Source organism: Pseudomonas sp. GM41(2012) (assembly GCF_000282315.2).
Classification (GTDB): domain Bacteria; phylum Pseudomonadota; class Gammaproteobacteria; order Pseudomonadales; family Pseudomonadaceae; genus Aquipseudomonas.
Window position 1 is genome coordinate 1,216,911 of sequence record NZ_AKJN02000007.1, and the last position, 26,044, is coordinate 1,242,954.

At 59.5% G+C, this 26,044-nt stretch carries 16 protein-coding genes, 1 pseudogene and 1 riboswitch; of the genes and pseudogenes, 10 read left to right on the forward strand and 7 right to left on the reverse strand.

The features are described 5' to 3' along the window. Window positions 1–2: 2 nt before the first annotated feature. A pseudogene (locus PMI27_RS32535) lies at window positions 3–1,403 on the reverse strand (HAMP domain-containing protein); the annotation flags it as partial. 156 nt (window positions 1,404–1,559) lie between these two features. Between PMI27_RS32535 and PMI27_RS09010 the strand changes: the two are divergent. Further along, window positions 1,560–2,378, forward strand: coding sequence for a M48 family metallopeptidase (locus PMI27_RS09010; protein WP_008155930.1), 819 nt, complete (start codon window positions 1,560–1,562; stop codon window positions 2,376–2,378). 149 nt (window positions 2,379–2,527) lie between these two features. Here the strand turns inward: PMI27_RS09010 and PMI27_RS09005 are convergent, their stop codons facing one another. The 3 genes from PMI27_RS09005 to PMI27_RS08995 form a co-directional block, all read right to left on the reverse strand. After that, on the reverse strand, window positions 2,528–3,112 hold the full coding sequence (locus tag PMI27_RS09005; RefSeq protein WP_008155932.1) for a TMEM165/GDT1 family protein: 585 nt from the start codon (window positions 3,110–3,112) through the stop codon (window positions 2,528–2,530). 88 nt (window positions 3,113–3,200) lie between these two features. Further along, window positions 3,201–3,325: riboswitch (yybP-ykoY riboswitch) on the reverse strand. A gap of 40 nt (window positions 3,326–3,365) precedes the next feature. Next, window positions 3,366–4,364, reverse strand: a complete 999-nt coding sequence (locus PMI27_RS09000; RefSeq protein WP_008155935.1) for a class I SAM-dependent methyltransferase — start codon at window positions 4,362–4,364, stop codon at window positions 3,366–3,368. A gap of 33 nt (window positions 4,365–4,397) precedes the next feature. Further along, window positions 4,398–5,363 (reverse strand): 2-hydroxyacid dehydrogenase, encoded by a 966-nt coding sequence (locus tag PMI27_RS08995; protein WP_008155937.1) that lies wholly within the window; start codon window positions 5,361–5,363, stop codon window positions 4,398–4,400. Window positions 5,364–5,454: 91 nt separating this feature from the next. Between PMI27_RS08995 and PMI27_RS08990 the strand changes: the two genes are divergently transcribed. Beyond that, window positions 5,455–6,084 (forward strand): LysE family translocator, encoded by a 630-nt coding sequence (locus tag PMI27_RS08990; RefSeq protein ID WP_008155939.1) that lies wholly within the window; start codon window positions 5,455–5,457, stop codon window positions 6,082–6,084. 15 nt (window positions 6,085–6,099) lie between these two features. Here PMI27_RS08990 and PMI27_RS08985 read toward each other — a convergent pair whose 3' ends face one another. Next, window positions 6,100–6,993, reverse strand: coding sequence for a glycosyltransferase family 2 protein (locus tag PMI27_RS08985; RefSeq protein WP_008155941.1), 894 nt, complete (start codon window positions 6,991–6,993; stop codon window positions 6,100–6,102). A 335-nt stretch (window positions 6,994–7,328) separates the two neighbouring features. On the opposite strand from PMI27_RS08985, the gene PMI27_RS08980 reads away from it, so the two are divergent. From PMI27_RS08980 to PMI27_RS08965, 4 genes are all read left to right on the forward strand, one after another. Further along, entirely contained in the window at window positions 7,329–9,011 is a 1,683-nt protein-coding gene (locus tag PMI27_RS08980) for a fatty acid--CoA ligase (protein WP_008155943.1), read from the forward strand. 336 nt (window positions 9,012–9,347) lie between these two features. Continuing rightward, window positions 9,348–11,285, forward strand: coding sequence for a DUF1302 domain-containing protein (locus PMI27_RS08975; protein WP_008155945.1), 1,938 nt, complete (start codon window positions 9,348–9,350; stop codon window positions 11,283–11,285). Window positions 11,286–11,313: 28 nt separating this feature from the next. Beyond that, entirely contained in the window at window positions 11,314–12,678 is a 1,365-nt protein-coding gene (locus PMI27_RS08970; RefSeq protein WP_008155947.1) for a DUF1329 domain-containing protein, read from the forward strand. Window positions 12,679–12,975: 297 nt separating this feature from the next. Next, the gene (locus PMI27_RS08965; RefSeq protein ID WP_008155948.1) at window positions 12,976–15,711 is read left to right on the forward strand and encodes a LuxR C-terminal-related transcriptional regulator; all 2,736 of its coding nucleotides are present in this window, start codon (window positions 12,976–12,978) and stop codon (window positions 15,709–15,711) included. Window positions 15,712–15,784: 73 nt separating this feature from the next. Here PMI27_RS08965 and PMI27_RS32270 read toward each other — a convergent pair whose 3' ends face one another. Next, a complete protein-coding gene (locus PMI27_RS32270) occupies window positions 15,785–21,526 on the reverse strand; it encodes a M10 family metallopeptidase C-terminal domain-containing protein (protein WP_008155950.1) in 5,742 nt (1,913 codons plus the stop codon). 214 nt (window positions 21,527–21,740) lie between these two features. Here PMI27_RS32270 and PMI27_RS08960 point away from each other — a divergent pair, with 214 nt between their 5' ends. Together PMI27_RS08960 and PMI27_RS08955 are read left to right on the forward strand one after the other, a co-directional pair. Beyond that, window positions 21,741–22,385, forward strand: a complete 645-nt coding sequence (locus PMI27_RS08960; RefSeq protein ID WP_008155953.1) for an MBL fold metallo-hydrolase — start codon at window positions 21,741–21,743, stop codon at window positions 22,383–22,385. A gap of 100 nt (window positions 22,386–22,485) precedes the next feature. Then, window positions 22,486–23,193 carry an OmpA family protein gene (locus PMI27_RS08955; protein WP_008155954.1) on the forward strand — a complete coding sequence of 236 codons (708 nt, stop codon included), beginning with the start codon at window positions 22,486–22,488 and terminating at the stop codon, window positions 23,191–23,193. 241 nt (window positions 23,194–23,434) lie between these two features. On the opposite strand, the gene PMI27_RS08950 is transcribed toward PMI27_RS08955, so the two are convergent. Next, window positions 23,435–23,869, reverse strand: coding sequence for a YhcB family protein (locus PMI27_RS08950; RefSeq protein WP_008155956.1), 435 nt, complete (start codon window positions 23,867–23,869; stop codon window positions 23,435–23,437). A 144-nt stretch (window positions 23,870–24,013) separates the two neighbouring features. Between PMI27_RS08950 and PMI27_RS08945 the strand changes: the two genes are divergently transcribed. Further along, window positions 24,014–24,643 (forward strand): alpha/beta hydrolase, encoded by a 630-nt coding sequence (locus PMI27_RS08945; RefSeq protein ID WP_033053421.1) that lies wholly within the window; start codon window positions 24,014–24,016, stop codon window positions 24,641–24,643. A gap of 24 nt (window positions 24,644–24,667) precedes the next feature. Then, window positions 24,668–26,023 (forward strand): tryptophan--tRNA ligase, encoded by a 1,356-nt coding sequence (locus tag PMI27_RS08940; protein ID WP_008155960.1) that lies wholly within the window; start codon window positions 24,668–24,670, stop codon window positions 26,021–26,023. Window positions 26,024–26,044 lie beyond the last annotated feature (21 nt).

The following is a 26,044-nucleotide window of genomic DNA, read 5'->3' on the forward strand; positions in this document are numbered from 1 at the left end:
GCCAGGAAGGTGTTGAAGCCTTTGGCGATCGAGCCCAGTTCATCGGCACGGTCACTGCTCAGGCGTCGAGTCAGGTCACCTTCGCCCTGAGCGATGTCGTCGAGCATGGCAACCATCTGCTTCAGCGGTCGGGCAATGCCGTGGCCCACCAGCCAGATCACTAGCAAGCCGATACCGGCAATCAACAAGCCGACCATGGCCATGCCGAAGGTGTCGGACTTGCGCTGGGCGTCCAGATCACCCTGAAGTTTTTGCAGATCGGCCATCACCGCGTTCAGCGGCAGTTGCAGCATGAGGGTCCAGCGAGCGTCGGTCTGGCCGATGCCGAACGGCAGGTACAACTCGATACGGCCCTGGGCCTTGTCGACGGTGTAGGTGACTTCGCCGCGCTTGAGATTGGCCATGTTGGCGATCTGCTGGCTGTCGAGGATGTCGCTGACCTTCTCGCCGAATTTGCTTGGGTCCTTGGTGTAGGCAACGATCCGGCTGTTGCCGCCAATCAGGGCCATTTCACCGGCGCCGCTGTACAACTTCTGATTCGCGCCGAGGAGCATTTCCTGAATGAAGTTCACCGACAGGTCGGCGCCGACGATGCCCTGGAAGGCTCCGTTGAGCATGATCGGTTCTATAAAGGAGGCGAGCATGACGATCTTGTCGCCGACCTTGTAGGGCGCCGGATCGATCACGCAGGGTTTTTTGGTTTCTTTCGAGCACAGGTAGTACTCGCTGGCGCGTACGCCGGTGGACAGGGTTTTCTGGTCGTCGACGTCCACCAGTTTGTCCAGGCCCAGACTGCCGTCTTCGTTGCGGAACCACCACGGCAGGAAGCGGCCGTTGCTGGCATCGATGCCGACCACCGGGGTGCCGACGTAGGCTGCATCGTTGTGATCGAGGGCGTTTTTTTCCCAGCCGATGTAGGTGCCGAGAATTTTCGGGTTCTTGGTGACGTTTTCCTTGATCAGGCTGATCAATTGCTCACGGCTCAGGTTCAACTGCGGCTGGCCATCGGCGCCCGGGGTGCCGATCAATGCGTTGACTCGCACCAGTCCGCCGGCAATCAGCAGTGGCGCTTCTAGCTCGCGCTGGATCTGGCTGACCTGGGTTTGCGCCAGTGAGGTCAGGCGTTGTTCGATGACTTGCTCGAATTGTGCCTGGGTCCGCTGCTGGACCATGTCTTGTGTCCGTGCGCCGGAAAACAGCGCGTACAGCACCAGGGCTGCCACGACACTAAGAACGATGGCGCCGGCGAGGGCCGCCACGGAAAACTGGATGGACTTGAATTTCATGGGTGCTCCGCACGCAAGAGGACGTCTGCGGTGCTGTATCGGCAGGGGGGGCGATGGCCATGAGCGGAGGTTGGCGAATTGGCTGTTTTGGAGGGATTGATGTCGCAAACGAATCATTGCGGGCCGCTATCGACCGTGGTGGGCACCGTTAAGTGAATTTTTTCCTACGGCCATGAGAGCTTTGTCTTAAATGTGCGTCTACATCTCTGTGGTATCTGGCGTCGATACAATTCCACGCCTAGGATACGCGGCATGTTTTCAGGGAGTTTTTTGATGAACAAGACATTGGTTGTGTGTGCACTGAGCGCAGGTTTGCTGCTCGCCGGTTGTCAGTCGGTCAACACCACCAGCGGTGGCGCGGTGGGCGTTGAGCGCAAGCAGTACATGTTCAGCATGCTGTCGACCGACGAGGTCAACCAGATGTACGCCCAGTCTTATCAAAAGACTGTCGGAGAGGCGAGCACCAAAGGCGTGCTGGACAAGACCAGTAACGAGGCCAAACGTGTCCAGGCGATTGCCGACCGGCTGATTGCCCAGGCGCCGATTTTCCGTCCGGATTCGGCCCAATGGAAATGGGAAGTCAACCTGATCAAGAGCGACGAACTCAACGCCAACTGCGGGCCTGGCGGCAAGATCATTTTCTACACGGGGCTGATCGACAAGCTGCAACTGACCGACGATGAGATCGCCGCGATCATGGGCCACGAAATCGCCCACGCCCTGCGCGAGCATGGTCGTGAAGCGATGTCCAAGGCTTACGGCATCGAAATGGCCAAGCAGGGCGCCGGTGCCTTGTTCGGTCTGGGTCAGGACAGTCTGGCGCTGGCGGATACCGTGGCCAACTACGGCATGACCTTGCCCAACAGTCGCGCCAATGAAAACGAGGCGGACCTGATCGGCCTGGAACTGGCCGCTCGCGCCGGTTACAACCCGAACGCCGCGATCACCTTGTGGAACAAGATGACCAAAGCCTCGGAAGGTTCGCCGCCGGAGTTCATGAGTACTCACCCGGCGTCGTCGAGTCGTATTGCTTCTTTGCAGGCGGCGATCCCGAAAGTCATGCCGCTGTACGAGAAAGCCAAAAAGTCCTGACGGTCATGTATTGAGGCTTCCGGCCTCATCGCGAGCAGGCTCGCTCCCACAGGGTTATCGGTTGAGCACAAAATTTGTGTACGACATAAATCATTGTGGGAGCGAGCCTGCTCGCGATGAACGATAACGCGGTCTATCGACCTAAACCGTCAAACCCAACCGCTGCTCTGCATCGCCTTGTACACCGCGACAATGGCGAGGATGAAGAATGCCGACGCCGCCAGGCGACGAATTAGCGTCAACGGCAATTTATCCGCGGCAAAGTTACCCGCCAAAACCACTGGCACGTTGGCAATCAACATGCCGGCGGTAGTGCCGATGATCACCAGCCACAGTTCCGGGTATTGCGCCGCGAGCATTACCGTGGCGACTTGAGTCTTGTCGCCCATCTCCGCAAGGAAAAACGCGATCAGCGTGGTCAGGAACGGTCCGAACTTGCGGGCGGTGCTGGCTTCGTCGTCATCCATCTTGTCCGGCACCAGGGTCCACAATGCGGTCGCGGTGAAGCTCGCGGCGAGGATCCAGTGCAGCGTCGCATTCGAGAAGAAACTACCGACCCAGGCGCCTACCGCGCCAGCTGCTGCGTGGTTGGCCAGGGTTGCAGCGACGATACCGGCGATGATCGGCCAGGGTTTGCGAAAGCGAGCGGCAAGAATGAGCGCGAGCAGTTGCGTCTTGTCGCCGATTTCGGCCAAGGCAACGATTGCGGTGGGAACGAGAAGTGAATCCAGCATCAGGGTTTTCCTAAGGGGCGGGTCGACACGGCTATGACACGTACAACCTTCCCGCCCCGGGTAAGGTGTTCGTGTCATAGGTCTTGTCAAACCCTGCGATCCGTCTGATGCGGACGCTTGGGTCGCATACGCCATGGTCTGTTGACCAAGTATGTTGACGTATGCCGGACGAGCATGGCGCTCGTGGGAGACTACTCCCCTAGGACGGAGCGGATTCTGCCTAGGCAAAATCCGTTAGGCAAGCACTTATTTATCAGCCGCGTTTGGCCCGATAGATTCTGAAACCCTGCCCCTCGGCCTTGATTGCGCACACGCCGAGGTGCTCTTCGATCAGCGGCTGGTACTTCAGGAAGCTGTTGGCTACCAAGCGCAGTTCGCCGCCGTTTTTCAGATGTTTGGCCGCTTTTCGCAGCAAGTTCTCGGTAGCGAAGTAGTCGGTGTGGACGCCGACATGGAACGGCGGGTTGCTCAAAATCGCGCTCAAGCCCATCGGTGCTGCGTCGATACCGTCACCGGTAATCACGTCAGCTTCCAGACCGTTGGCAGCCAATGTCAGGCGACTACTGGCAGCCGCAAACGCATCCACATCAAGCAACGTGACCTGGTTGTGTGGGTAACGACGTTTCACGGCTGCTCCCAACACACCGGCGCCGCAACCGAAGTCCAGCAAATGGCCGCTCGGCAATTTGTCCAGATGTTCCAGCAACAGCGCGCTGCCGCGATCCAGTCGACCGTGGCTGAACACGCCCGGCAGGCTGATGACTTTTAGCGGACCTTCGGCCAGCGGCAACTCATAAGTCTGGGCCAGGCTTTCCAGCGACTTGGCTTGCGGCGCCGTGGCCACAGTAACCAGCCACAGCTGGCAATGCCGCGCGCTATCGAGCTTGCGCGGTTTGCCGAACGGGTTCAGTTGTTTGGCGGCGCCTTCGATCCCGCTGCGTTTTTCCCCCACCAGGTACAACTCGCGACCGGCCAGGCGCGAGGCGAGGGCGTTGAGGATGTAATCGGTCAGGTCCTTGGACTTGGGCAAAAAAACCACGGCGGTTTCAAACTCACGCTCGGGGGCGTTCACACCAAAATGGCTGCGCTCGGCGAAACGTGCGTCCAGTGCGGCCTGGTCGCCGGCATGCCAGCACCAACCGTGGGCATCGGGCAGTCGGCCCAGCAGGTCATCGGCGGGCAAACCGGCCAGCAGCACCGAACCCTGGAATAACTCGGCCTGACGAAGCAGTACTTCACTGCGCGGATCCATACTCTGCTCCTGTGAAAAAAGTGCCGCAGTCTATCAACTGACGACCCGCAGTGCTTTACCGCTGAAGTATCCCTGCGCGTTTTCGGTCAACTGACCCACGATCCGCTGGCGTGCCTCGCGGCTGCCCCAGGCGTTGTGCGGGGTGACAATCAACCGTGGAATGTCGTGGGCCAGCAGCGGATTGCCGGCGGTCGGTGGTTCGACGCTCAACACGTCGGTGGCCGCACCACCCAGGTGACCGTTGCGCAAGGCATCGGCCAGGGCCTGTTCGTCGATCAGGCCGCCGCGTGCGGTGTTGACCACGAACGCACCGGGTTTCATCGAGGCCAGCTCACGGGCTCCGATGAAGTGGCGGGTGTGTTCGTTGAGCGGGCAGTGCAGGGTCAGCGCGTCGATCTGCGGCAGCAGCTCTTCCAGTGGCAAACGATCCGGTCGGGCAGGGCGCCCGGGAATCTGCCCGAGCAGTACACGCATGCCAAAGGCTTCGGCCAGTCGTGCGACCGCGCCGCCCAGTTCGCCGTGACCGAGCAGGCCGAGGGTTTTGCCTTCCAGTTCGACAATCGGGTAATCCAGCAGGCAGAACTGTTTCGCCTGCTGCCAGCGACCTTCGCCGACAGCCTTTTGATAATCGGCCAGGCGCGTGGCCAGATTGAGCAGCAACATGATCGTGTGCTGCGCCACCGACGGCGTGCCGTAACCCTGGCAGTTGCAGACGGTAATGCCATGGGCGCGGGCGGCGGCGAGGTCAACGTTGTTGGTGCCGGTGGCGGTGATCAGGATCAGTTTCAGCTCGGGGCTGGCAGCGATGGCGGCGGCGTCGATCAGGATTTTGTTGCTGATGGCAACGGTGGCGCCCTTGAGGCGTTCGATCACCTGGTCCGGCGTGGTCTGGGCGAAAAGCTGTAAGTCGCTGAAACACTCTTGCAGCGGGCTGAGGTCGAGGTCGCCCAGGTCCAGGGACGGGTGGTCGAGGAAAACGGCGCGGTGAGTGTTCGTCATCAACTGTACCTTTTGTGCAATGAACTGAAGGCGTAATCTGCCGAGCCTACCAGATGAAACAAACAGTTACGCTTGGCCAAAAGGATCCCCCATGTACTGGACAGAGTTTTTGACCGTTGCCCTGATTCACTTGCTGGCCGTGGCCAGCCCCGGCCCGGACTTTGCCGTGGTGGTGCGTGAGAGCGTGACCCATGGTCGTCGCGCTGGCACTTGGACGGCGTTGGGTGTCGGCACGGCCATTTTCCTGCACGTCGGCTATTCGTTGCTCGGCATTGGCCTGATCGTGTCCCAGTCGATCGTGTTGTTTAATGCCCTGAAATGGGCGGCCGCCGCGTACCTGCTGTACATCGGCTTCAAGGCCCTGCGAGCACAGCCGGCCCAACCGGCGGCTGACGATCTGCACAAGGAAGCGGGCGAGCGCACTGCTCGCGGCGCTTTCACTTCGGGTTTCGTGACCAACGGTCTGAACCCAAAAGCGACGCTGTTCTTCCTCTCGCTGTTCACCGTGGTGATCAATCCGCACACGCCGCTGACGGTACAGGCGGGCTACGGCCTCTACCTCGCGGCGGCCACCGCTGTGTGGTTCTGCCTGGTGGCGATGCTGTTCAGCCAGCAGAGCGTGCGCGCAGGTTTTGCCCGGATGGGCCATTGGTTCGATCGGACCATGGGCGCGGTACTGATCGCCATCGGTGTGAAACTCGCGTTTACCGAGATGCACTGAGGCCCGGTGAGGTGGCTAGCGATGTAGTACCAGCCGCGTGAAGCGTTTGAAGCTGGTTCTATTGAGGTGCCGCCAGGGAATCGAGCGCAACAGTTGCCAGGCTTCTGTCTTGTCTTCGACCACGGCATATTTGAGGGCCTTGTTTACCAGTCTGGTGCGGGCACTCTGATAGCCGGGATGGTTCACGTACGGCGCGATTGCCTCAAGGTCCGCCTGGAGCAGCATCCGGTATTTTCTCGACAGGTTGTTGGCATGGCGGCGATAGCGGGTCATGCAGATCGGCAATTCATGGATCTCATAACCCAGCCGGGCAATCCGTAACGTCATCTGAAAGTCCTGAACCTGCAGCTTCGGCGCGTAGAAGTCGGCACCTCGCATCGCTTTCATGCGATAGAGCGCAACAGGGGCGCCGACCACGACAGCACCTCTGAGGACCTGATCGAAGTTGTAGGTGTGTATCCGGTCGCGTTGTTGCTGCTTGATGGTGTTGCCATCGCTGTCCATGTAGCTGATCAGCGCACCTACGCAGCCGACATTCGGGTGCTTGCCCAGGTATTCGGCGCGAATACGCACGGACTCCGGCAGCATGATGTCATCCAGGTCCGGCGTCGACACATAGACGCCTTTGGCGTATCGCAAGCCGTGGTTGAGCGCCGCGCTCACGCCCCGGTTCGGTTGCGAATACAGCCGGAAGTCGTAGGTTTGTTGCAATCGCTTGAGTTTGGCGAGGCTGTCGTCGCTGGACCCGTCATCCACGATGATGACTTCGAAGTTCGGGTAGTCCTGGGCAAAGATGCTCTTGATGGCGTCTTCCAGAAATCTTTGCATGTTGAAGCAGGGCGCCACGATGGAAACCAGGGGCGCTTGTGTCGATCGGGAGTTCTCGGGGGCGGTCAGTTCAATACTCATTGTTGTATGCGATACCGATGGAGTGTGACCAGACAGGTCTAGTGACAAGATCCTTCTCTTGAAGATGAGGTGGAGGGTTGGGCGGTTTGGCTGCCAACCGATCGGCTCATCGTGTCCGCATCGTACGTAGGGTCACAGACAACTGTTGCGCGCATGCGTTTCAACGTTTTACAGCGCTGATCCCGAATTCCCGACGAAACACGCCAGAAGTGGTGGCGCAAAGCTAGCATTTGTCCGGTTCTGCAAATCATTCCTTTGGCTGATTTGGCTGGCGTCCAAGGGCACTAAAGTGCTTACTTTCAAGCCACGACCGTGCAGTCAGAAAAGGGACTCTTATGTTGCAGACTCGCGTTATCCCCCCAGCCGAAGGCGCTTACCAGTATCCGCTGCTGATTAAACGGCTGCTGATGTCCGGCGCCCGTTATGAGAAAACCCGCGAGATCATTTACCGCGACCAGTTGCGCTACAGCTATCCGACCCTGATCGAACGGGTCGCCAGGCTGGCCAACGTGCTGACGGCGGCCGGCGTCAAGGCCGGGGATACCGTGGCGGTGATGGACTGGGACAGCCATCGTTATCTGGAATGCATGTTCGCCATCCCGATGATTGGCGCGGTGATCCACACCATTAACGTGCGCCTGTCGCCGGAACAGATCCTCTACACCATGAACCACGCCGAGGACCGCTTTGTGCTGGTCAACAGCGAGTTCGTCGGGTTGTACCAGGCCATTGCCGGGCACCTGACCACGGTGGAGAAAACCCTGTTGCTGACTGACCTGCCGGAAAAAACCGCCGACCTGCCGAACCTCATCGGCGAGTATGAGCAGTTGCTGGCAGCGGCGAGCACGCAGTACGACTTCCAGGACTTCGACGAAAACTCGGTCGCGACCACGTTCTACACCACCGGCACCACCGGTAATCCCAAAGGTGTGTACTTCACCCATCGGCAACTGGTGCTGCACACCATGGGTGTGTCGACCATCATGGGCGCCATCGACAGCGTGCGGTTGCTGGGCACCAACGACGTGTACATGCCGATCACCCCGATGTTCCATGTGCACGCCTGGGGCTTGCCGTATGTGGCGACCATGCTCGGGCTCAAGCAGGTCTATCCCGGTCGCTATGACCCTGAATACCTGGTTGAGCTGTGGCGCAAGGAGAAGGTCACCTTTTCCCATTGCGTGCCGACCATCCTGCAAATGGTCCTCAATTCCAAAGCGGCGCAAGGCACGGATTTCGGTGGCTGGAAAATCGTCATCGGTGGCAGTGCGCTGAACCGTGCGCTATACGACGCGGCCAAGGCCAAGGGCATCCAACTGACCGCTGCTTACGGCATGTCGGAAACCGGGCCGTTGGTGTCGTGTGCACACCTCAACGATGAGCTGATGGCCGGCACCGAAGACGAACGCACCACGTACCGGATCAAGGCCGGTGTACCGGGGCCATTGGTGGAGGCGGCGATCGTCGACACCGACGGCAACTTCCTGCCCGCCGATGGCGAGACCCAAGGCGAACTGGTGCTGCGTGCGCCATGGCTCACCGAAGGCTATTTCAACGAACCGCAAAAGGGCACCGAGCTCTGGGCCGGGGGCTGGCTGCACACTGGCGACGTAGCGACCCTGGATAGCATGGGTGTGATCGACATTCGCGACCGGATCAAAGACGTGATCAAGACCGGCGGCGAGTGGATCTCCTCCCTGGACCTTGAAGACTTGATCAGCCGCCACCCTGCGGTACGCGAAGTAGCAGTGGTGGGCATCGCTGATCCGCAGTGGGGTGAACGTCCGTTCGCACTGCTGGTGGTCCGCGAAGGCCATGAGATCGGGGCCAAAGAACTGAAGGAACACCTCAAGCCGTTCGTGGAACTGGGGCACTTGAGCAAGTGGGCCATCCCGAGTCAGATTGCCCTTGTTACTGAAATTCCCAAGACCAGCGTCGGTAAACTCGACAAGAAGCGTATTCGCGTCGACATCACCGAATGGCAAGCCAACAACAGTACCTTCCTCTCGACGCTTTAAGCGTCACTTGGCGTGCCCAAAAGGGCACGCCAGCCCCACCAAGCAAGCGCTTGGCTTGTCAAATCTGAAATTTCAGCCATTCTTGCCGTGCCGACGGGTGTCGGCTTGGCAAAGGACTGTTCCAGAGTGGCTGGCAGCTGCAAATCACACTTTAGAGGGATCAAGCAGTACTACCTGCTGGCTATAGTCCGCTCAAGGATTTTTAAGAACGGAGCAAACGCACAAACCGGGGCGATGCAACTTTGGAATGACTTAGGGACACCTTGGCTCCCAGTCATCCACAGCGTTTTTAGAAGTGCTCACTGCCATAACAATAATGCACATGGAGTAGCGTCGATGACATCAGTAAACCAGTTCTGGCGCCGGGCAAAACTGCCCCTGGCTGTCAGTCTTGCCTCTACGCTCGCCGGGCCAGCATTCGGCGTCAGTTTCAACGTTGGTGAAATCGAAGGTCAGTTCGACTCGTCCCTGTCGATCGGTGCCAGTTGGTCGACTGAAAATGCCAACAAGAACCTCATCGGCGTCAACAACGGCGGCCGCGGCCTGTCCCAGACTTCCGACGACGGTCACCTGAACTTCAAGAGCGGCGAAACATTCTCCAAAATCTTCAAGGGCATCCATGACCTTGAATTGAAATATGGCGATACCGGCGTTTTCGTCCGTGGCAAATACTGGTACGACTTTGAACTCAAGGACGAAAGCCGTCCGTTCAAGGACATCAGCGACAGCAACCGCAAGGAAGGCGCAAAGTCCTCCGGCGGCCAGATCCTCGACGCCTTCGTCTACCACAACTACTCCGTTGCCGATCAGCCGGGCTCCGTGCGTCTGGGCAAGCAAGTAGTGAGTTGGGGTGAAAGTACCTTCATCGGCGGCGGCATCAACTCGATCAACCCGATCGACGTGTCCGCGTTCCGTCGCCCCGGTGCCGAGATCAAGGAAGGCCTGATCCCGGTCAACATGTTCTACGTGTCCCAGAGCCTCACCGAGAACCTCTCGACCGAAGCCTTCTACCAGCTCGAATGGGACCAGACCGTTGTCGACAACTGCGGCACCTTCTTCTCGCAACCGGACGTGATTGCGGATGGCTGCGACAACAACCTGGCCGTACTGCGCACCCGTAACGGGCTCAACAGTGCACTGGCGGCTGCAGGGCTGCCGGCTTCGTTGCGTAATGCCAGCATCAACACCCTGGCTGCCAGGGGCGTGACCTGGGGTGACCCGGATGAAGGTGTAATCGTTCGTCGCGGTCCGGATCGCGATGCCCGTGACAGCGGTCAATTCGGCGTGTCCTTCAAATACATGTTCGATCCGCTGGACACCGAGTTCGGCGCCTACTTCATGAACTACCACAGCCGTGCGCCGATTTTCAGCGGCAAAGGTGCTCCGGCAAGCGCTTATAGCGCGACGGGCCTGGTGGGTTCGCTGGTGGCCAGGGGTGTTCCTCTCGCTGTCGCGCGTAACCTGGCACCGACCTTGTTGCCATTGAATGTGGCCGGTAACTCCAGCTACTACGTCGAGTACCCTGAAGATATTCGCCTGTATGGCTTGAGCTTCTCTACCACGTTACCGACAGGTACTGCGTGGAGTGGTGAAGTCAGCTACCGGCCGAATGCTCCGGTTCAGCTCAACACTACCGACATTCTCTTTTCCGGTCTGACGCCTCTGAACCCTAACGTTTCCGTACTCCAAGGTACGCCAGGGGAGGATCAAAAAGGCTATCGCCGCAAGGAAGTGACCCAGCTCCAGACGACTCTTACTCACTTCTTCGACCAGGTGATGGGCGCTGAGCGACTGACCTTAGTGGGCGAGGTCGGCTTTACTCACGTTGGTGGTCTGGAAAGCACTAACAAAGCGCGTTACGGTCGTGACCCGAGCTACGGCCCTGGTCCATTGCCAGGTGGTCAGTGCGTAGCATTGAACACCTCTACCCTGGCAGGCGGACCGCAAAACAACGTCAGTCGCTATTGCGAAAATGACGGGTTCACCACCGCAAACTCCTGGGGCTACCGTGGTCGTGCCATCTGGGAGTACAACGACGTATTCGCCGGTGTGAACCTCAAGCCGAACGTGGCCTGGTCTCATGACGTGGAAGGCTACTCGCCTGGCCCTGGCGGTAACTTCGAGGAAGGTCGCAAAGCGGTGAGCCTGGGCGTCGATGCCGAGTACCAGAACACCTACACCGCGAGCCTGGCTTACACCAACTTCTTTGATGGCAAGTACACCACCGTCGATGACCGCGATTTCGTTGCGCTCAGCTTCGGCGTGAACTTCTAAGCACTGCATTATCAGGACGAACACACCTATGAAAATAACAAAGAGTCTGTTCCACGTCGGTGTTCTGGGGCTTTCGCTGCTGGCGACCGGCGTCATGGCAGCGGTCCCTGCGGCCGAAGCGGACAAACTGGGCAAGAGCCTGACCCCGATGGGCGCCGAGATGGCGGGTAACGCTGACGGGTCGATCCCGGCCTGGAAGCCGATGGCGAAAAATGCCGGCACCGCCGACAGCAAAGGTTTCCTGTCCGACCCGTTTGCCAGTGAAAAACCACTGTTCACCATCACCGCGCAGAATGTCGACCAGTACAAGGACAAACTCGCACCGGGCCAGTACGCGATGTTCAAGCGCTACCCGGAAACCTTCAAAATGCCGGTCTACCCGTCCCATCGCGGCGCGACCGTGCCGGATGCCGTGTTTGCCTCCATCAAGAAAAACGCCACCGCCACTAACCTGGTGTCCGGCGGCAACGGTCTGGAGAACTTCGAAACTGCCGTTCCATTCCCGATTCCGAAGACCGGCGTCGAAGTCATCTGGAACCACATCACCCGCTATCGCGGTGGCAGCGTGACCCGTCTGGTGACCCAGGCCACGCCGCAGCCGAACGGCTCGTACAGCCTGGTGTACTTCCAGGACCAGTTCGTGTTCCGCGACAAGATGAAGGATTACGATCCGGCGAACCCGGGCAACATCCTGTTCTACTTCAAGCAGAAAGTGACCGCGCCGGCACGTCTGGCCGGTGGTGTGCTGCTGGTGCACGAAACCCTCGACCAGGTGAAGGAACCGCGTTCGGCGTGGGTCTACAACGCCGGTCAGCGCCGTGTGCGTCGCGCACCACAAGTGTCCTATGACGGGCCGGGTACCGCAGCCGATGGACTGCGTACCTCCGACAACCTGGACATGTACAACGGTGCACCGGATCGTTACGACTGGAAGCTCGAAGGCAAGAAAGAGATGTACATCGCCTCCGACAGCTACAAGCTCGACTCGCCGCAACTCAAGTACGACGACATCATCAAGGCCGGTCACATCAACCAGGACCTGGCACGTTACGAGCTGCGCCGGGTCTGGCATGTGGTGGCTACCTTGAAGGAAGGTCAGCGTCACATCTATGCCAAGCGTGACTTCTACATCGACGAAGACACCTGGCAAGCGGCCGTGATCGATCACTACGACGGTCGTAATCAACTGTGGCGTGTGGCGGAAGCTCACTCCCAGAACTACTACAACGTTCAAGTGCCGTGGTACACCCTGGAAACTTTGTACGACCTGCAATCGGGCCGCTACCTGGCACTGGGCATGAAGAACGAAGAGAAATCGGCGTATGACTTCGGCTTCACCGCCACCACCAGCGACTTCACTCCGGCCGCTCTGCGCCAGGATGGTGTTCGCTAAGCTGCCCTGAACAGAGGCCGCATCCTCGAGAAACGCCCCGACTGGTTCGGGGCGTTTTTTTTTGCAATTCACATCGATGTAGCCGCTATGGTCTGTAGGAGCCGAGCTTGCTCGCGATGGCGTCCGTATCACCTCCGCATGATTATCGATACACCGCGTCGCCCCAATCGCGGGCAAGCCATGCTCCTACGGTCTTTTTGTAGCCATTTGTAGCAACAACCTTCAATCCCTCTTCGTTTACCGCTAGGCTGCGGACATCTGCAACGCCGCCAACCGCCATTCAAACAAGAGCCGGCCATGACTGATCTGTCCCCACACCTGGGCCCTGCAAGCGTTGCCGTCGTCGCACTGGACGGGCGTTTTTTTCGGCCTCCGTTGCCCGACGGCCATGTGCTGCGGCCTCGTCTGTGCGAGCGCCTGAGTGCGGGCCTCGGTGGCAGGTTGTTGCTGGTCAGCGCACCGGCGGGGTTTGGCAAGAGTTCGTTGGCCGTGGAGTTCTGTCAGGGCTTGCCGGCCCACTGGCAAAGTCTGTGGCTGGGGTTGAGTCCGCGAGACAGCGATCCCGGACGTTTTCTTGAGCGGTTGCTCGAAGGCCTCCAGGACTTTTTTCCGCAACTGGGCAGCCAGTCCCTGGGCCTGTTGAAAATGCGCCAGCGGCACCAGCCGTTTGCCTTTGAAGAATGGCTGGACGGTTTGCTCGATGAGTTGGCCGTGCACCTGTCTGCGAGTACGCCCCTGCTGTTGGTGCTGGATGACTACCATTTGGCGCAGGGCCCGGTTCTCGATCGCTGCCTGCAATTTTTCCTCAATCACCTGCCTGACGGCTTGCTGGTCATGGTCACCAGTCGGCAGCGGCCGGACTGGCATCTGGCGCGCCTGCGGCTGTCGCGGCAACTGCTCGAGTTGAATGAACAAGACTTGCGCCTGACTCACGATGAAGCCCTGACCCTGCTTGATCGGCACAGCAGTTCCTTGCGCGGCGAAGCGCTGGAGAGCCTGATCCAGCGCAGCGAAGGTTGGGTTGCCGGGTTGCGTTTCTGGCTGTTGGCGGCGTCTGAAGCGGGCTCCCAGGGTGCTTTGCCGCAGGCCTTGCATGGCGGGGAAGGGCTGATCCGCGATTATCTGCTGGAAGAAGTCATCGATTGTCTGCCCGCCGAAGTGCAGTCCTTCCTTTACGACACAGCCCCTCAGGAACGCTTTTGCAGCGAGCTGTGCGATGCCGTTCGCGAAGCCCATGACAGTGCCGAGATCCTGCGTTTTCTGCTGGCCCATCAGGTGTTCCTGGTGCCACTGGATGAAAACGGTCACTGGTATCGCTACCACCATTTGTTTTCCGACCTGTTGCGCACCCGGCCTACCGCGCAAACGATGGTGCCGGCGGCCAGCCTGCACCTGCGCGCCTGTCGCTGGTTCAATGCCCAGGGGCTGCTCGATGAAGCGGTGGAGCAGGCATTGCGCGCCGGGCACCTGGACGTCGCGGCGAACCTGGTGCAGAACCTGTCCGAAGAGCAACTGCTGGCCGAACAGAACGTCGGCATGTTGCTGCGCTGGAAAATGGACTTGCCCGACAGCCTGCTGATCAGCACACCACGGCTGATCGTGCTGTACAGCTGGGCGTTGGGGCTGGCCTGTCAACTGGACGCCGCCGAGGAGCTGGCCAGTCATTTGTGCCGCTTCCTGCCGGCCCCGTCCGCCACTGCGCAGAAATCCATGCTGGCGCAATGGCTGGCCCTGAGCGGGATCATCGCTCGCGGGCGTGGCAATCGTGAGCTGACGCTGCTTTATTGCACCGAAGCGCAGGAGAGTCTGCCGGCCAAACGCTACGGGCAGCGCCTGATGTGCCTCTCGACCCTGTCCAACCTGGCCATTGCCGACGGCGACTTGTGGCGTGCCCGCGGGTTGAACCGTGAATCTCTGGAGTTGGCGCAACGGGTCGGCAACCCGCTGTTCGAAGCGCTGGCCCATTACGATCGCGCTCGCGTGCTGCAAGCGCGAGGGGAAATCCTGCGTTCGCTGGATGAAGTGCGCCAGGGGCTGCAACGCCTGCAACCGTTATCCCCGCAACGGCTCTATGCCGTACGCGCCCGACTGACTTTGTATGAAGGCTTTTTGTTAGCCCTGCGCTTGCAGCCCCAAGCCGCACGGGCACGCTTGCAAGCCGGTTTGAATGAAGCACGCGCCTGTCGTGATATCAGCGTATTGATCGGTCACTGCGTGATTGCCAGGCTTGAAGGCAGCAGCGGCGAATTCGGCAAAGCCTTCGCCGAACTCGCCGAAGCCGAACGCCTGATGCACATCTGGGACGTGCCACCGATCTACTACCTGGCGATGATCACCCTGGTCAAATGCGAACTCTGGCTGGCTCAGGGGCGTACCGATCTGGCCGAAGCCTGGCTCGCTCGCTTGGGCCAGACCTACAACGGCGAACACGCGGCAGCCCCTCCGGAGTTCCATCCACAACTGCCGCTGCATATCGAGTTGCAGCAGGCCTTGCTGGAGGTCATTCAGGGGCAGCCGATGCTGTCCGAAGGACGATTGAACGCGTTGCTTGAGGATGGACAGCAAACCGGCAGGCAACTGCTCAGCGTGATGGCACTGACTCAAAAAGTGACGTTGATGCTGGGGAGCGGACGCGAACCCGAGGCCCGCAAGGCCCTGAGTCAGGCGCTTGAAGCGGCAGCCGGTGGCGTGCTGCAACCGTTTGACAGGTTGTTGGTGGAACATCCGGACTGGCTGCGTAACCAACTTCAACTCGGTGTGCCGACGGCTGTTTCACAGAGCCTTTCAGAACAACTTCCGACAGTGGCAGCCCGTCCCGCGGAGTCATCCGCCGCAGCGGAACAACTCAGTACGCGGGAAATGGCCGTCCTGCGACTGATCGCCCAGGGTTGTTCAAATCAGGAGATCAGCGATCAGTTGTTTATTTCGCTGCACACGGTGAAAACCCATGCCAGCCATATCAACAGCAAGCTTGGTGTTGAACGGCGCACGCAGGCGGTGGCGCGGGCGAAGGAGTTGGGGGTGTTGGGGTAGCTGAAACTCGAGTGCATTCACCACAGCAAAACGCCCCGAACCAGTCGGGGCGTTTTTCATTGTGTTGCCGTTGTCACGCGACCAAATCGCTGGTGTTGAAGCTATTGACGCCCACCAACTGGATTTCGAAGTCCGCGCCCAAGTCGCCATTGACGTTGCCATAGAGCACATGGTCGACGAAGCGCAATTGGCCTGCCGTCGTGAAGTCGTTCGAGTCGATGAAGCTGAACTTGTTAATCCCGGCACTCAAGAGATTGGCATCGAATTTCGAGAAGTCGATTTTATCTCCGTCCAGGGTGCTGAAGTCGGTGATGATATCGCGCAAACCGCCTTTACCCAGTTCGTTCAGAGCATTGAACACGAACAGATCGGCGCCCGCACCACCCGTCAGGGTGTCGGTCCCCAACCCGCCGATCAGCGTGTCATTACCAGCCCCGCCGTCCAGTAAATCGCCCCCGGCACCACCGTTAAGCAGGTTGTTGCCGTCGTTACCGGTCAGCGCGTTGTTCAGGGCATTACCGGTGCCAATGAGATTGCCGCTTCCGGTGAGGGTCAGATTTTCCAGATTCGCACCCAAGGTGTAGCTGAGCGAGGACACCACGGTGTCGATTTCGCTGGACAGGGTGCTGGTCTCGGTGACGACGTCTTTCACGTTGTCGACGATGTAAGTGTCGTTACCGCTGCCACCGATCAGGGTGTCCGCCCCGATGCCACCGTCGAGAATGTTGTCGCCGGTGTTGCCGACGAGGCGGTTGTTCAGGGCGTTCCCGGTGCCGTTGATGTCAGCCGTCCCGGTCAGGCTCAGGTACTCAAGGTTGGTGCCCAGGCTGTAGTCGATGGACGACATCACAGTGTCGATCTCGGTGGCCAGGGCACTGGTTTCTGTGACCAGGTCATTGACGTTATCGACGACGTAAATATCATTGCCTGCACCGCCAATCATGACGTCCGCACCCGTGCCGCCATTCAGGGTATTGGCCGCTGCGTTACCGGTCAGGGTGTTGTCCAGCTCGTTACCGGTCAGGCTCAATGCCGCAACACCCAACAACTGCGCGTCTTCGACATGGCTCGACAAGGTGTAGCTGACCGACGTCTTGATCAAGTCGCGGCCTTCATCGGCCCGTTCGATGATGGTGTCAGCAACGTTATCGACGAAATAAACATCATCGCCGATACCACCGCTCAATGTGTCCGCGCCGACGCCGCCATCCAGCAAGTTGTTGCCATCGTTGCCGATCAGTACGTTGCGCAGGGCATTACCGATGCCAATGAGATTGCCGCTGCCGGTGAGGGTCAGATTTTCCAGATTCACACCGAGGGTGTAATTGAGCGAGGCGACCACGGTGTCAATTTCGCTGGCCAGAATGCTGGTCTCGGTGACGACGTCTTTGATGTTGTCGACGATGTAGGTGTCGTTGCCGGTGCCGCCGATCATTACGTCAGCGCCGAGGCCGCCGTCGAGGATGTTGTTGCCGGCGTTGCCGACGAGGCGGTTGTTCAGGGCGTTACCGGTGCCGTTAATGCCGGCCGTCCCCGTGAGGGTCAGGTACTCGACGTTGTTGCCCAGGGTGTAGTTGATCGAGGCCATGACGGTATCGATCTCGCTCAGCGATGTGCCGCTTTCGGTCACCGTATCGCCGATATTGTCGACGACATAGGTGTCGTTGCCGGCGCCGCCGTCCAGCGTGTCTGCCCCGGTGCCACCATTGAGCACGTTTACGCCGGCATTGCCGGTGAGCACATTGTCCAGCTCGTTGCCGGTGATATTGAGCGCTGCGATACCGGTCAGTCGAGCATCCTCGACGTTGGCACCAAGGACGTAGCTGATGGACGTATTGACCAGGTCGTGGCCTTCGCTGGCTTGTTCGATGACTTTGTCGCCGATGTTGTCGACGAAATAGGTGTCGTCTCCGGTGTTACCGGTGAGGGTGTCTGCGCCGACGCCGCCATCCAGAATGTCGTTGCCGGCCCCGCCTTGCAGGTTGTTGGCGAAGGCATTGCCGATGAGGCTGTTGTCCAGATCGTTGCCGATCACGGTGAAGGTGCCGGCACCGGTGAGGGTGACGTTTTCCACGTTGGCCAGATTAGTCAGCCTCAGATCGACCACGCCGGTCAGCGCAGTGGCGGCGTAGGTGATGTTGAGCAAGTCGGTGCCCTTGTCGGCGTCTTCTTGCAGCAGGGCCAGTTCCCCAGCCTGGTCGAGGATGTAAGTGTCATTGCCGGCACCACCGATCAGAGTGTCGGTCCCGACGCCGCCGTTCAGCACGTCATTGCCGGCGCCGCCTTGCAGGGTGTTGGCGACGGCGTTGCCGATCAGGGTGTTGTCCAGATCGTTGCCGATCACGCTAAAGGTGCCGGCACCGATGAGGGTGACGTTTTCCACGTTGGCCAGATTGGCCTGGCTCAGATCGACCACGTTGTTCAACACTGTGGCGGCGTAGGTGATGTTGAGCAGGTCGGTGCCCTCGTCGGCGTCTTCTTGTAGTAGGGCCAGCTCTGCGAGTTGATCGAGGATGTACGTGTCATTGCCAGCACCACCGATCAGCGTATCGACCCCGGCACCGCCGTTGAGCAGGTTGTTGCCGTCGTTACCGGTCAGCACGTTGTTCAGGGCGTTACCGGTGGCACTGAGGTGGGTCGCGCCGGTGAGGGTCAGGTTTTCCAGATTCGCGCCGAGGGTGTAATTGAGCGAGGACACCACGGTGTCGACTTCGTCGGCCAGGGTGCTGGTCTCGGTGACGACGTCTTTCACGTTGTCGACGATGTAAGTGTCGTTGCCGGTGCCGCCGATCAGGGTGTCGCCGCCGCCACCACCGTTGAGGATGTTGTCGCCGGTGTTGCCGACGAGGCGGTTGTTCAGGGCATTGCCGGTGCCGTTGAGATTAGCGGTGCCGGTCAGGGTCAGGTACTCGAGGTTGTTGCCCAGGGTGTAGTCGATCGAAGCCATGACGGTGTCGATCTCGGTCAGCGATGTGCCGCTTTCGATGACGCTATCGCCGATATTGTCGACAACATAAGTGTCGTTACCGGCACCACCGTTCAGGGTGTCCGCGCCGGCCATGCCGTTCAGTACGTTGGCGGCAGCGTTACCGGTCAAGGTGTTGTCGAGGCTATTACCAGTCAGGTTCAATGCCGCCATACCCAGCAACAGCGCATCTTCGACGTTGTCCGACAGGGTATGGCTGACCGAGGTCTTGATCAGGTCGCGGCCTTCGTCAACCCCTTCGATAACGTTGTCGAAGAGGCTGTCGATGATGTAAATGTCGTTACCCAAGCCACCGCTCAAGGTGTCTGCGCCGATGCCCCCGTCCAGCTGGTTGTTGCCATTGTTGCCGGTCAGCACGTTGTTCAGGGTGTTGCCGGTCCCGTTGAGGTGGGCAGTGCCGGAGAGGATCAGTTTCTCGACGTTGGCACTCAGGGTGTAGTTGATCGAGGACACCACGGTGTCGACTTCGCCGGCCAGGGTGCTGGTTTCGCTGACGATGTCTTTGATGTTATCGACGAGGTAGGTGTCGTTGCCGGTGCCGCCGTTCATCACGTCGGCGCCGAGATCGCCGTCGAGGATGTTGTCGCCGGTGTTGCCGACGAGGCGGTTGTTCAGGGCATTGCCGGTGCCGTTGAGGTTGGCCGTGCCGGCCAGGGTCAGGTACTCGACGTTGTTGCCCAGGGTGTAGTCGATGGACGACACGACGGTATCGATCTCGGTCAGCGATGTGCTGCTTTCGATGACGCTATCGCCGATATTGTCGACGACATAAGTGTCGTTACCGGCGCCGCCGTTCAGGGTGTCGGCGCCGTCCATGCCGTTCAGTACGTTGGCGGCGGCGTTACCGGTCAAGGTGTTGTTGAGGCTATTGCCAGTCAGGTTCAGTGCCGCCACACCCAGCAACAGCGCATCTTCGACGTTGTCGGCCAGGGCATAGCTGACCGAGGTCTTGATCAGGTCGAGGCCTTCATCGGCCGCTTCGATCACTTTGTCGGCCACGTTGTCGACGATGTAAACGTCGTCGCCGGTGCCACCGTTCAAGGTGTCGGCGCCGACGCCGCCGTCCAGCACGTCTTTGCCGGCGCCACCGTTCAGGGTGTTGGCGAAGGCGTTGCCGATCAGGCTGTTGTCCAGTTCGTTGCCGATCACGGTGAAGGTGCCGGACCCGGTGAGGGTGACGTTTTCCACGTTGGCCAGATTGGCCTGGCTCAGATCGACCACGTTGGTCAGCACTGTGGCTGCGTAGGTGATGTTGAGCAGATCGGTGCCTTTGTCGGCGTCTTCCTGCAGCAGGGCCAGTTCTGCGGCTTGATCAAGGTAATAGAAGTCATTGCCACCCCCACCGATCAGGGTGTCGACGCCCGCGCCCCCGTTGAGGGTGTTGCTGGCGTCGTTACCGGTCAGTACGTTACGCAGCGCATTGCCGGTGCCGCTGAGGCTGTCGGTACCGGTGAGCGTCAGGTTTTCCAGATTGGCACCGAGGATATAGCTGCGTGAGGACATCACGGTATCGATCTCGGTGACCAGGGTGCTGGTCTCGGTGATGACGTCGCTGAAGTTCTCGACGATGTAGGTGTCGTTCCCGGTGCCACCGATCATCACGTCGGCACCAAGACCACCGTTAAGGACGTTGTCGCCGGCGTTGCCGACGAGACGGTTGTTCAGGGCGTTCCCGGTGCCGTTGAGATTGGCCGTACCGGTCAGGGTCAGGTACTCAAAGTTTGCGCCCAAGGTGTAATCAATGGACGACACGACGGTGTCAATCTCGCTCGGCGACGTACCGAGTTCGATGACGAGATCGCCGACGTTGTCTACCACATAGACATCGTTGCCTGCACCAGCAGCCATTGTGTCAGCGCCGCCCATGCCGTTAAGCACATTGTTCAGCGCGTTGCCGATCAGCACATCGTCAAAGGCCGAGCCTTTTGCGTTCTCGATTTTTGCGCCATAGGCAATCGCCAGTCCGTTATTGATGAGCGTCTGATTGGCCCCATCGATGAATTCCTTGCCGATATTGCTGAACGCGCCTTCGTTGAGGTCCAGCAGGACCGATGCCAGCTGGTTGCTGGCATCGATCGTATCGTTGCCGCCAGCATCCCAGATGGTCTCGAATATAGATTTGTCAGATGCCCAGCTATAGACGTTGTTGCCGGTTTGCCAGAGCGTGTTGGCTCCGTAGAGCTGTTGCATGGCGAGAATATCCAGCAGCATCGGCGTCGTCGGCTGGTAGGAATACGAATTGTTGTAACTCATGATCGTGTAATGCGAATCGTCGAACTCGGGAGCGATCACCTGGGTGTTGGAATGGCTTGCCTCGAATGGATGCTTGAGACCCAGGGCATGGCCGATTTCATGCACAAACGTCATGAAGTCGTAGGTGCCTTTGACGGGTGTCGGGTTATTCGTCGTCGGCGAGATCCAGACATCTCCGCCCAACGGCGTTGTGTCTGGGGAGTACGCCCAGGCAGCGGCACCGGCATCCATGTCCCAATAGCCGCCGAAACGCAAGTCGCCCGCGCTGCTGCTATTGTCACTGACCTGGGTGAATTTGATATTGGCCACGGCGCTCCACGCACCCAGTGCGCTGGTTACGGCGTTTTGTTGGGCCGATGTCAGGGCGAAACTGTTCAGATACTCTTTTTCGGCGCTGTACTCGATGGCGAAGTACGACTGGCCGGGATTGACGAAACTATAGGTCAACCGTGTCGCGAAGATGTCATTGCCCCAGTCAGGACTCGACCAGGAGGTGCCGTCGATCAGACTGTCGATCGTTTGGTTACCGGTAAAAAAGGAAGGCTTTGTTAACACGTAACCAAGAGGAGACGACATCTGGATATCCTGAGTGGGATGCGACCGTCCTGAATGTGGCCGCTACAAAAAGGCGATTTTGCACTAGAAGTAGCGCCAATTGATATCATAGGGCCACTGTTTTTGTGCGATTGACGTCAAATAACCGGCATGCAGAGGCGTATCGGCTCGCCGCGTTGAACCTGAAGAAAAGGCGGCTGGTATCCTGTTCAAAATCGACTCGTCAGGACCTCCCATGAATGCCCCAAGCCCAGCGCTGATCCGCGAAACCTTCCCCGTAGGCCCGTTGCAGTGCAACTGCACGATAATCGGCGATCCGATCACCAAAAAGGCCATCGTGGTCGATCCGGGGGGCAATCACGAACTGATCCTTGCGCGGCTCGACGCACTGGGCCTGAAAGTGGTCAGCATCATTCATACCCACGCGCACCTCGATCACTTCCTGGCTTCCGGTCAGTTGAAGGAGAAAACCGGCGCAACCCTGCACCTGCATAAAGAAGATCAATTTCTGTGGGACAACCTGGAAATGCAGTGCCAGATGTTCGGTGTGCCCTACACGCCAGTGCCGCCGCCGGATCGCTGGTTGGCCGATGATGAAGAACTGGCCTGCGGCTGCGGCGTGGCGTTGCACACACCGGGTCATACGCCGGGTTCCATGAGCTTTTGGTTTTCAGAGGCTAAGCTGCTGATTGCCGGTGACACGTTGTTTCGTCGCGGGGTAGGGCGCACGGATTTGTGGGGTGGCGATCAGGCGACCATCGTGCGGTCGATCAAGCAGCGGCTGTACACCCTCGATGAAGAGGCGACGGTGGTGACCGGGCATGGTCCGGACACACGTCTGGGCGATGAAATGCGCGAGAACCCTTTTGTGCGGGCTTAATTGCTACAGACGGAATTTTTGTCCGCCGAAACGATCCAACGCCCGCAAAGGCTGATGCCTTGTCCGTTGCACCACAGAATGCAAAAAGTAGGAGCTCTTCATGTTCACCAAGCAGCGTTTGATTATTGTCGCTACGGCTGTGGCCTTGTTGTCTGGCTGCGCCTCGCCCAACCCTTACGACAACCAGGGCCAGGCCGACGGTGGTTCCACGGGCATGAGCAAAACCGCTAAATACGGTGGCCTCGGCGCTCTGGCCGGTGCTTTGGCCGGTGCCGCCATCAGCCACGATAACCGTGGCAAGGGCGCGCTGATTGGCGCTGCGGTAGTGGGTGCTTCCGCTGCCGGTTACGGTTATTACGCCGACCAGCAAGAGAAAAAGCTGCGCGCCAGCATGGCCAACACCGGGGTGGAAGTGCAGCGCCAGGGTGATGAGATCAAACTGATCATGCCGGGTAACATCACCTTCGCTACCGATTCGGCGAACATCGCGTCGAGCTTCTATCAGCCGCTGAACAATCTGGCGGGCTCGCTCAAAGAGTTCAGCCAGAACCAGATCGAAATCGTCGGCTACACCGACAGCACCGGCAGCCGTCAGCACAACATGGACCTGTCCCAGCGTCGGGCCCAGAGCGTGGCGACTTACCTGACGTCCCAGGGCGTGAGCGGTGCCAACCTGTCGGCTCGCGGTGCCGGGCCGGATAACCCGATTGCCAGCAACGGTGACGTCAATGGCCGGGCGCAGAACCGCCGGGTCGAGGTCAACCTGAAGGCGATTCCGGGCCAGCAGTATGGTGGTCAGCAACAGTAAGGTACGGTTCAGCAAAAAAATGCCCGCCCGATCCTCAACAGATCGGGCGGGCTTTTTTGTATCGACTGCTCTGGCCCCATCGCGAGCAGGCTCGCTCCCACAGGGGGGGACGCATTTCAACTGTGGGAGTGAGCCTGCTCGCGATGGGGCCCGAATGGGCGCCAGAGATATTGGATCAGCAACAAATAAGCCCCCGGACAATCACTCATCCGGGGGCTTTTTCATGTCGCGCGAAACCTGATTACTTCTTCAGGCCGTAATGCTCATCGAGCATGCCCGGCGCGTTCGGGGCTTTGGGGGCGTAGTCGCGAGGCGGCTCCTGATTGCGCGGCGGCGTCAGGCGTTCCCGTGGGGCGGCTGCCGCATCGGCGTGCAGCGAGGCCAGCAGGCGTTGGCGGGTTTGCTCGTCCAGGGCCAGGCGGTTGGCACCCTCGGCGAGATGATCCTGCACTTCCTGATAGCTCTGAGTCAGCTTCTTGACCAGTGTTGCAGTGCTGTTGAAGTGGGTAACCACCTCGTTCTGATAACTGTCGAAACGTTCCTGAATGTCATCCAGCTGACGTTGCGTGCTGCTAGGCGCGGCATTCGGCACCAGGCGAGCGATCAGGAAACCAATGGCGACACCCACAACCAGGGCAAGAGTCGGTAACAACCAAACTAAGAGCGAGTGTTCCACGAGTCCTTCCTCTATAAACGGCTTTGCTTTACGTTAACGGCTCGAACCTGCGCTGTATACCGCGATTCACTCGCAATAGATTGGCACAGACAATTTGCTAGACGAGTCGACCCGATTCGAGGTCACGGAGTTCCTTCCTTGCTTATGCGCGAAACCCCTGTAGTGATTGATGGCCCGGTCGGCCAACTGGAAGCCCTTTACCTGGATAACGAGCAGCCACGCGGCATTGCGCTGATCTGCCATCCGAACCCGGTGCAGGGCGGCACCATGCTCAACAAAGTGGTCTCGACCCTGCAGCGCACTGCGCGCGACGCCGGTTTGATTACTTTGCGTTTCAACTACCGTGGCGTCGGTGCCAGCGAAGGCACCCACGATATGGGCACCGGCGAAGTCGACGACGCCCAGGCCGTCGCCGAATGGCTACGAGCCAAACACCCCGAGTTGCCGCTGACGCTGTTCGGATTCTCCTTCGGCGGTTTTGTGGCAGCAAGTCTCGGCGGACGTCTGGAAGCCAAGGGTGAGCAGCTCAAGCACCTGTTCATGGTCGCGCCGGCGGTGATGCGTCTGGGCGATCAGGATCAACTGCCGCAGCAAGGCGAGCTGACCCTGATCCAGCCGGAAACCGACGAAGTCATCGATCCGCAAGCTGTCTACGACTGGTCCTCGAAACTCGAGCGCCCCCATGAGCTGCTGAAAGTGGCAGAATGCGGACACTTTTTTCATGGCAAGCTGACCGATCTCAAGGATCTGATCCTGCCGCGTCTTTCGAATTGATTGCAGTCTGACAAGCGATTACCCATGACGACTCGTACCCGTATTCTCACCGGCATCACCACCACCGGCACGCCGCACCTGGGCAACTACGCCGGCGCCATCCGCCCGGCGATCATCGCCAGCCGTGACAGCAATGCCGATTCGTTCTACTTCCTGGCCGACTACCACGCCCTGATCAAATGCGATGACCCGCTGCGCATCCAGCGCTCGCGTCTGGAAATCGCTGCGACCTGGCTGGCCGGTGGGCTGGATGTGGACCGCGTAACCTTCTATCGCCAGTCCGACATCCCGGAAATCCCCGAGCTGACCTGGCTGCTGACCTGCGTTGCCGCCAAGGGCCTGCTCAACCGCGCCCACGCCTACAAGGCCTCAGTGGACAAGAACGTCGAAACCGGCGAAGACCCGGACGCCGGCATCACCATGGGCTTGTACAGCTACCCGGTGCTGATGGCCGCGGACATTCTGATGTTCAACGCCCACAAGGTGCCGGTCGGTCGTGACCAGATCCAGCACGTGGAAATGGCCCGTGACATCGGCCAGCGCTTCAACCACCTGTTCGGCCAGGGCAAAGAATTCTTCACCATGCCCGAGGCGCTGATCGAAGAAAGCGTCGCCACGCTGCCAGGCCTCGACGGTCGCAAGATGTCGAAGAGCTACGACAACACCATTCCGTTGTTCAGCAGCGCCAAGGAAATGAAGGACGCGATTTCGCGGATCGTCACCGACTCCCGTGCGCCGGGCGAGGCGAAAGATCCGGATAACTCGCACCTGTTCACCTTGTTCCAGGCCTTCGCTACCCCGGCGCAGTCCGACGAATTCCGCAGCGAATTGTTGCAGGGCCTTGGTTGGGGCGAGGCGAAGAATCGTCTGTTCCAGTTGCTCGACAGCGAGCTGGGTGAGTCCCGCGAGCGTTATCACCAGTTGATTGAGCGCCCGGCGGACCTGGAAGACATGCTGCAGCTCGGCGCCCAAAAGGCCCGCTCGGTAGCGACGCCATTCCTTCATGAATTGCGCGAAGCGGTCGGCCTGCGTTCCTTTGTTGCCCAGGCGCAAGTCGCGACCACCACCAAGAAGAAAGCCGCGAAAGCCGCGCGTTTCGTCAGTTTCCGTGAAGACGACGGCAGTTTCCGCTTCCGTCTGCTGGCGGCCGACGGCGAGCAACTGCTGCTGTCGCGCAACTTCGCCGACGGTAAAACCGCGGGCCAGGTGACCAAGCAACTGCAATCGGGTCAGCCATTGGACGTGCGCAACGAAGACCTGAGCTTCAGCGTCTGGCTGGAAGGCGAGTGCGTCGGCGACAGCCCTGCCTTTGCTGACAGCGCCGCTCGCGATGCCGCCATCGAGACCTTGCGAGTTGCTCTGACGCCGGTTCAGGAATAAATCAGCGGCTCGGCCCGACCA

What these genes read in the sequence shown, in the direction of transcription:
- PMI27_RS08945 (WP_033053421.1), top strand. Translation starts at nt 24,014, where the DNA reads ATGCGCGAAACCCCTGTAGTGATTGATGGCCCGGTCGGCCAACTGGAA.
- PMI27_RS08955 (WP_008155954.1), top strand. Translation starts at nt 22,486, where the DNA reads ATGTTCACCAAGCAGCGTTTGATTATTGTCGCTACGGCTGTGGCCTTG.
- PMI27_RS09010 (WP_008155930.1), top strand. Translation starts at nt 1,560, where the DNA reads ATGAACAAGACATTGGTTGTGTGTGCACTGAGCGCAGGTTTGCTGCTC.
- PMI27_RS09005 (WP_008155932.1), bottom strand. Translation starts at nt 3,112, where the DNA reads ATGCTGGATTCACTTCTCGTTCCCACCGCAATCGTTGCCTTGGCCGAA.
- PMI27_RS08965 (WP_008155948.1), top strand. Translation starts at nt 12,976, where the DNA reads ATGACTGATCTGTCCCCACACCTGGGCCCTGCAAGCGTTGCCGTCGTC.
- PMI27_RS08975 (WP_008155945.1), top strand. Translation starts at nt 9,348, where the DNA reads ATGACATCAGTAAACCAGTTCTGGCGCCGGGCAAAACTGCCCCTGGCT.
- PMI27_RS08995 (WP_008155937.1), bottom strand. Translation starts at nt 5,363, where the DNA reads ATGACGAACACTCACCGCGCCGTTTTCCTCGACCACCCGTCCCTGGAC.
- PMI27_RS08970 (WP_008155947.1), top strand. Translation starts at nt 11,314, where the DNA reads ATGAAAATAACAAAGAGTCTGTTCCACGTCGGTGTTCTGGGGCTTTCG.
- PMI27_RS08960 (WP_008155953.1), top strand. Translation starts at nt 21,741, where the DNA reads ATGAATGCCCCAAGCCCAGCGCTGATCCGCGAAACCTTCCCCGTAGGC.
- PMI27_RS08985 (WP_008155941.1), bottom strand. Translation starts at nt 6,993, where the DNA reads ATGAGTATTGAACTGACCGCCCCCGAGAACTCCCGATCGACACAAGCG.
- PMI27_RS08980 (WP_008155943.1), top strand. Translation starts at nt 7,329, where the DNA reads ATGTTGCAGACTCGCGTTATCCCCCCAGCCGAAGGCGCTTACCAGTAT.
- PMI27_RS09000 (WP_008155935.1), bottom strand. Translation starts at nt 4,364, where the DNA reads ATGGATCCGCGCAGTGAAGTACTGCTTCGTCAGGCCGAGTTATTCCAG.
- PMI27_RS08940 (WP_008155960.1), top strand. Translation starts at nt 24,668, where the DNA reads ATGACGACTCGTACCCGTATTCTCACCGGCATCACCACCACCGGCACG.
- PMI27_RS32270 (WP_008155950.1), bottom strand. Translation starts at nt 21,526, where the DNA reads ATGTCGTCTCCTCTTGGTTACGTGTTAACAAAGCCTTCCTTTTTTACC.
- PMI27_RS08990 (WP_008155939.1), top strand. Translation starts at nt 5,455, where the DNA reads ATGTACTGGACAGAGTTTTTGACCGTTGCCCTGATTCACTTGCTGGCC.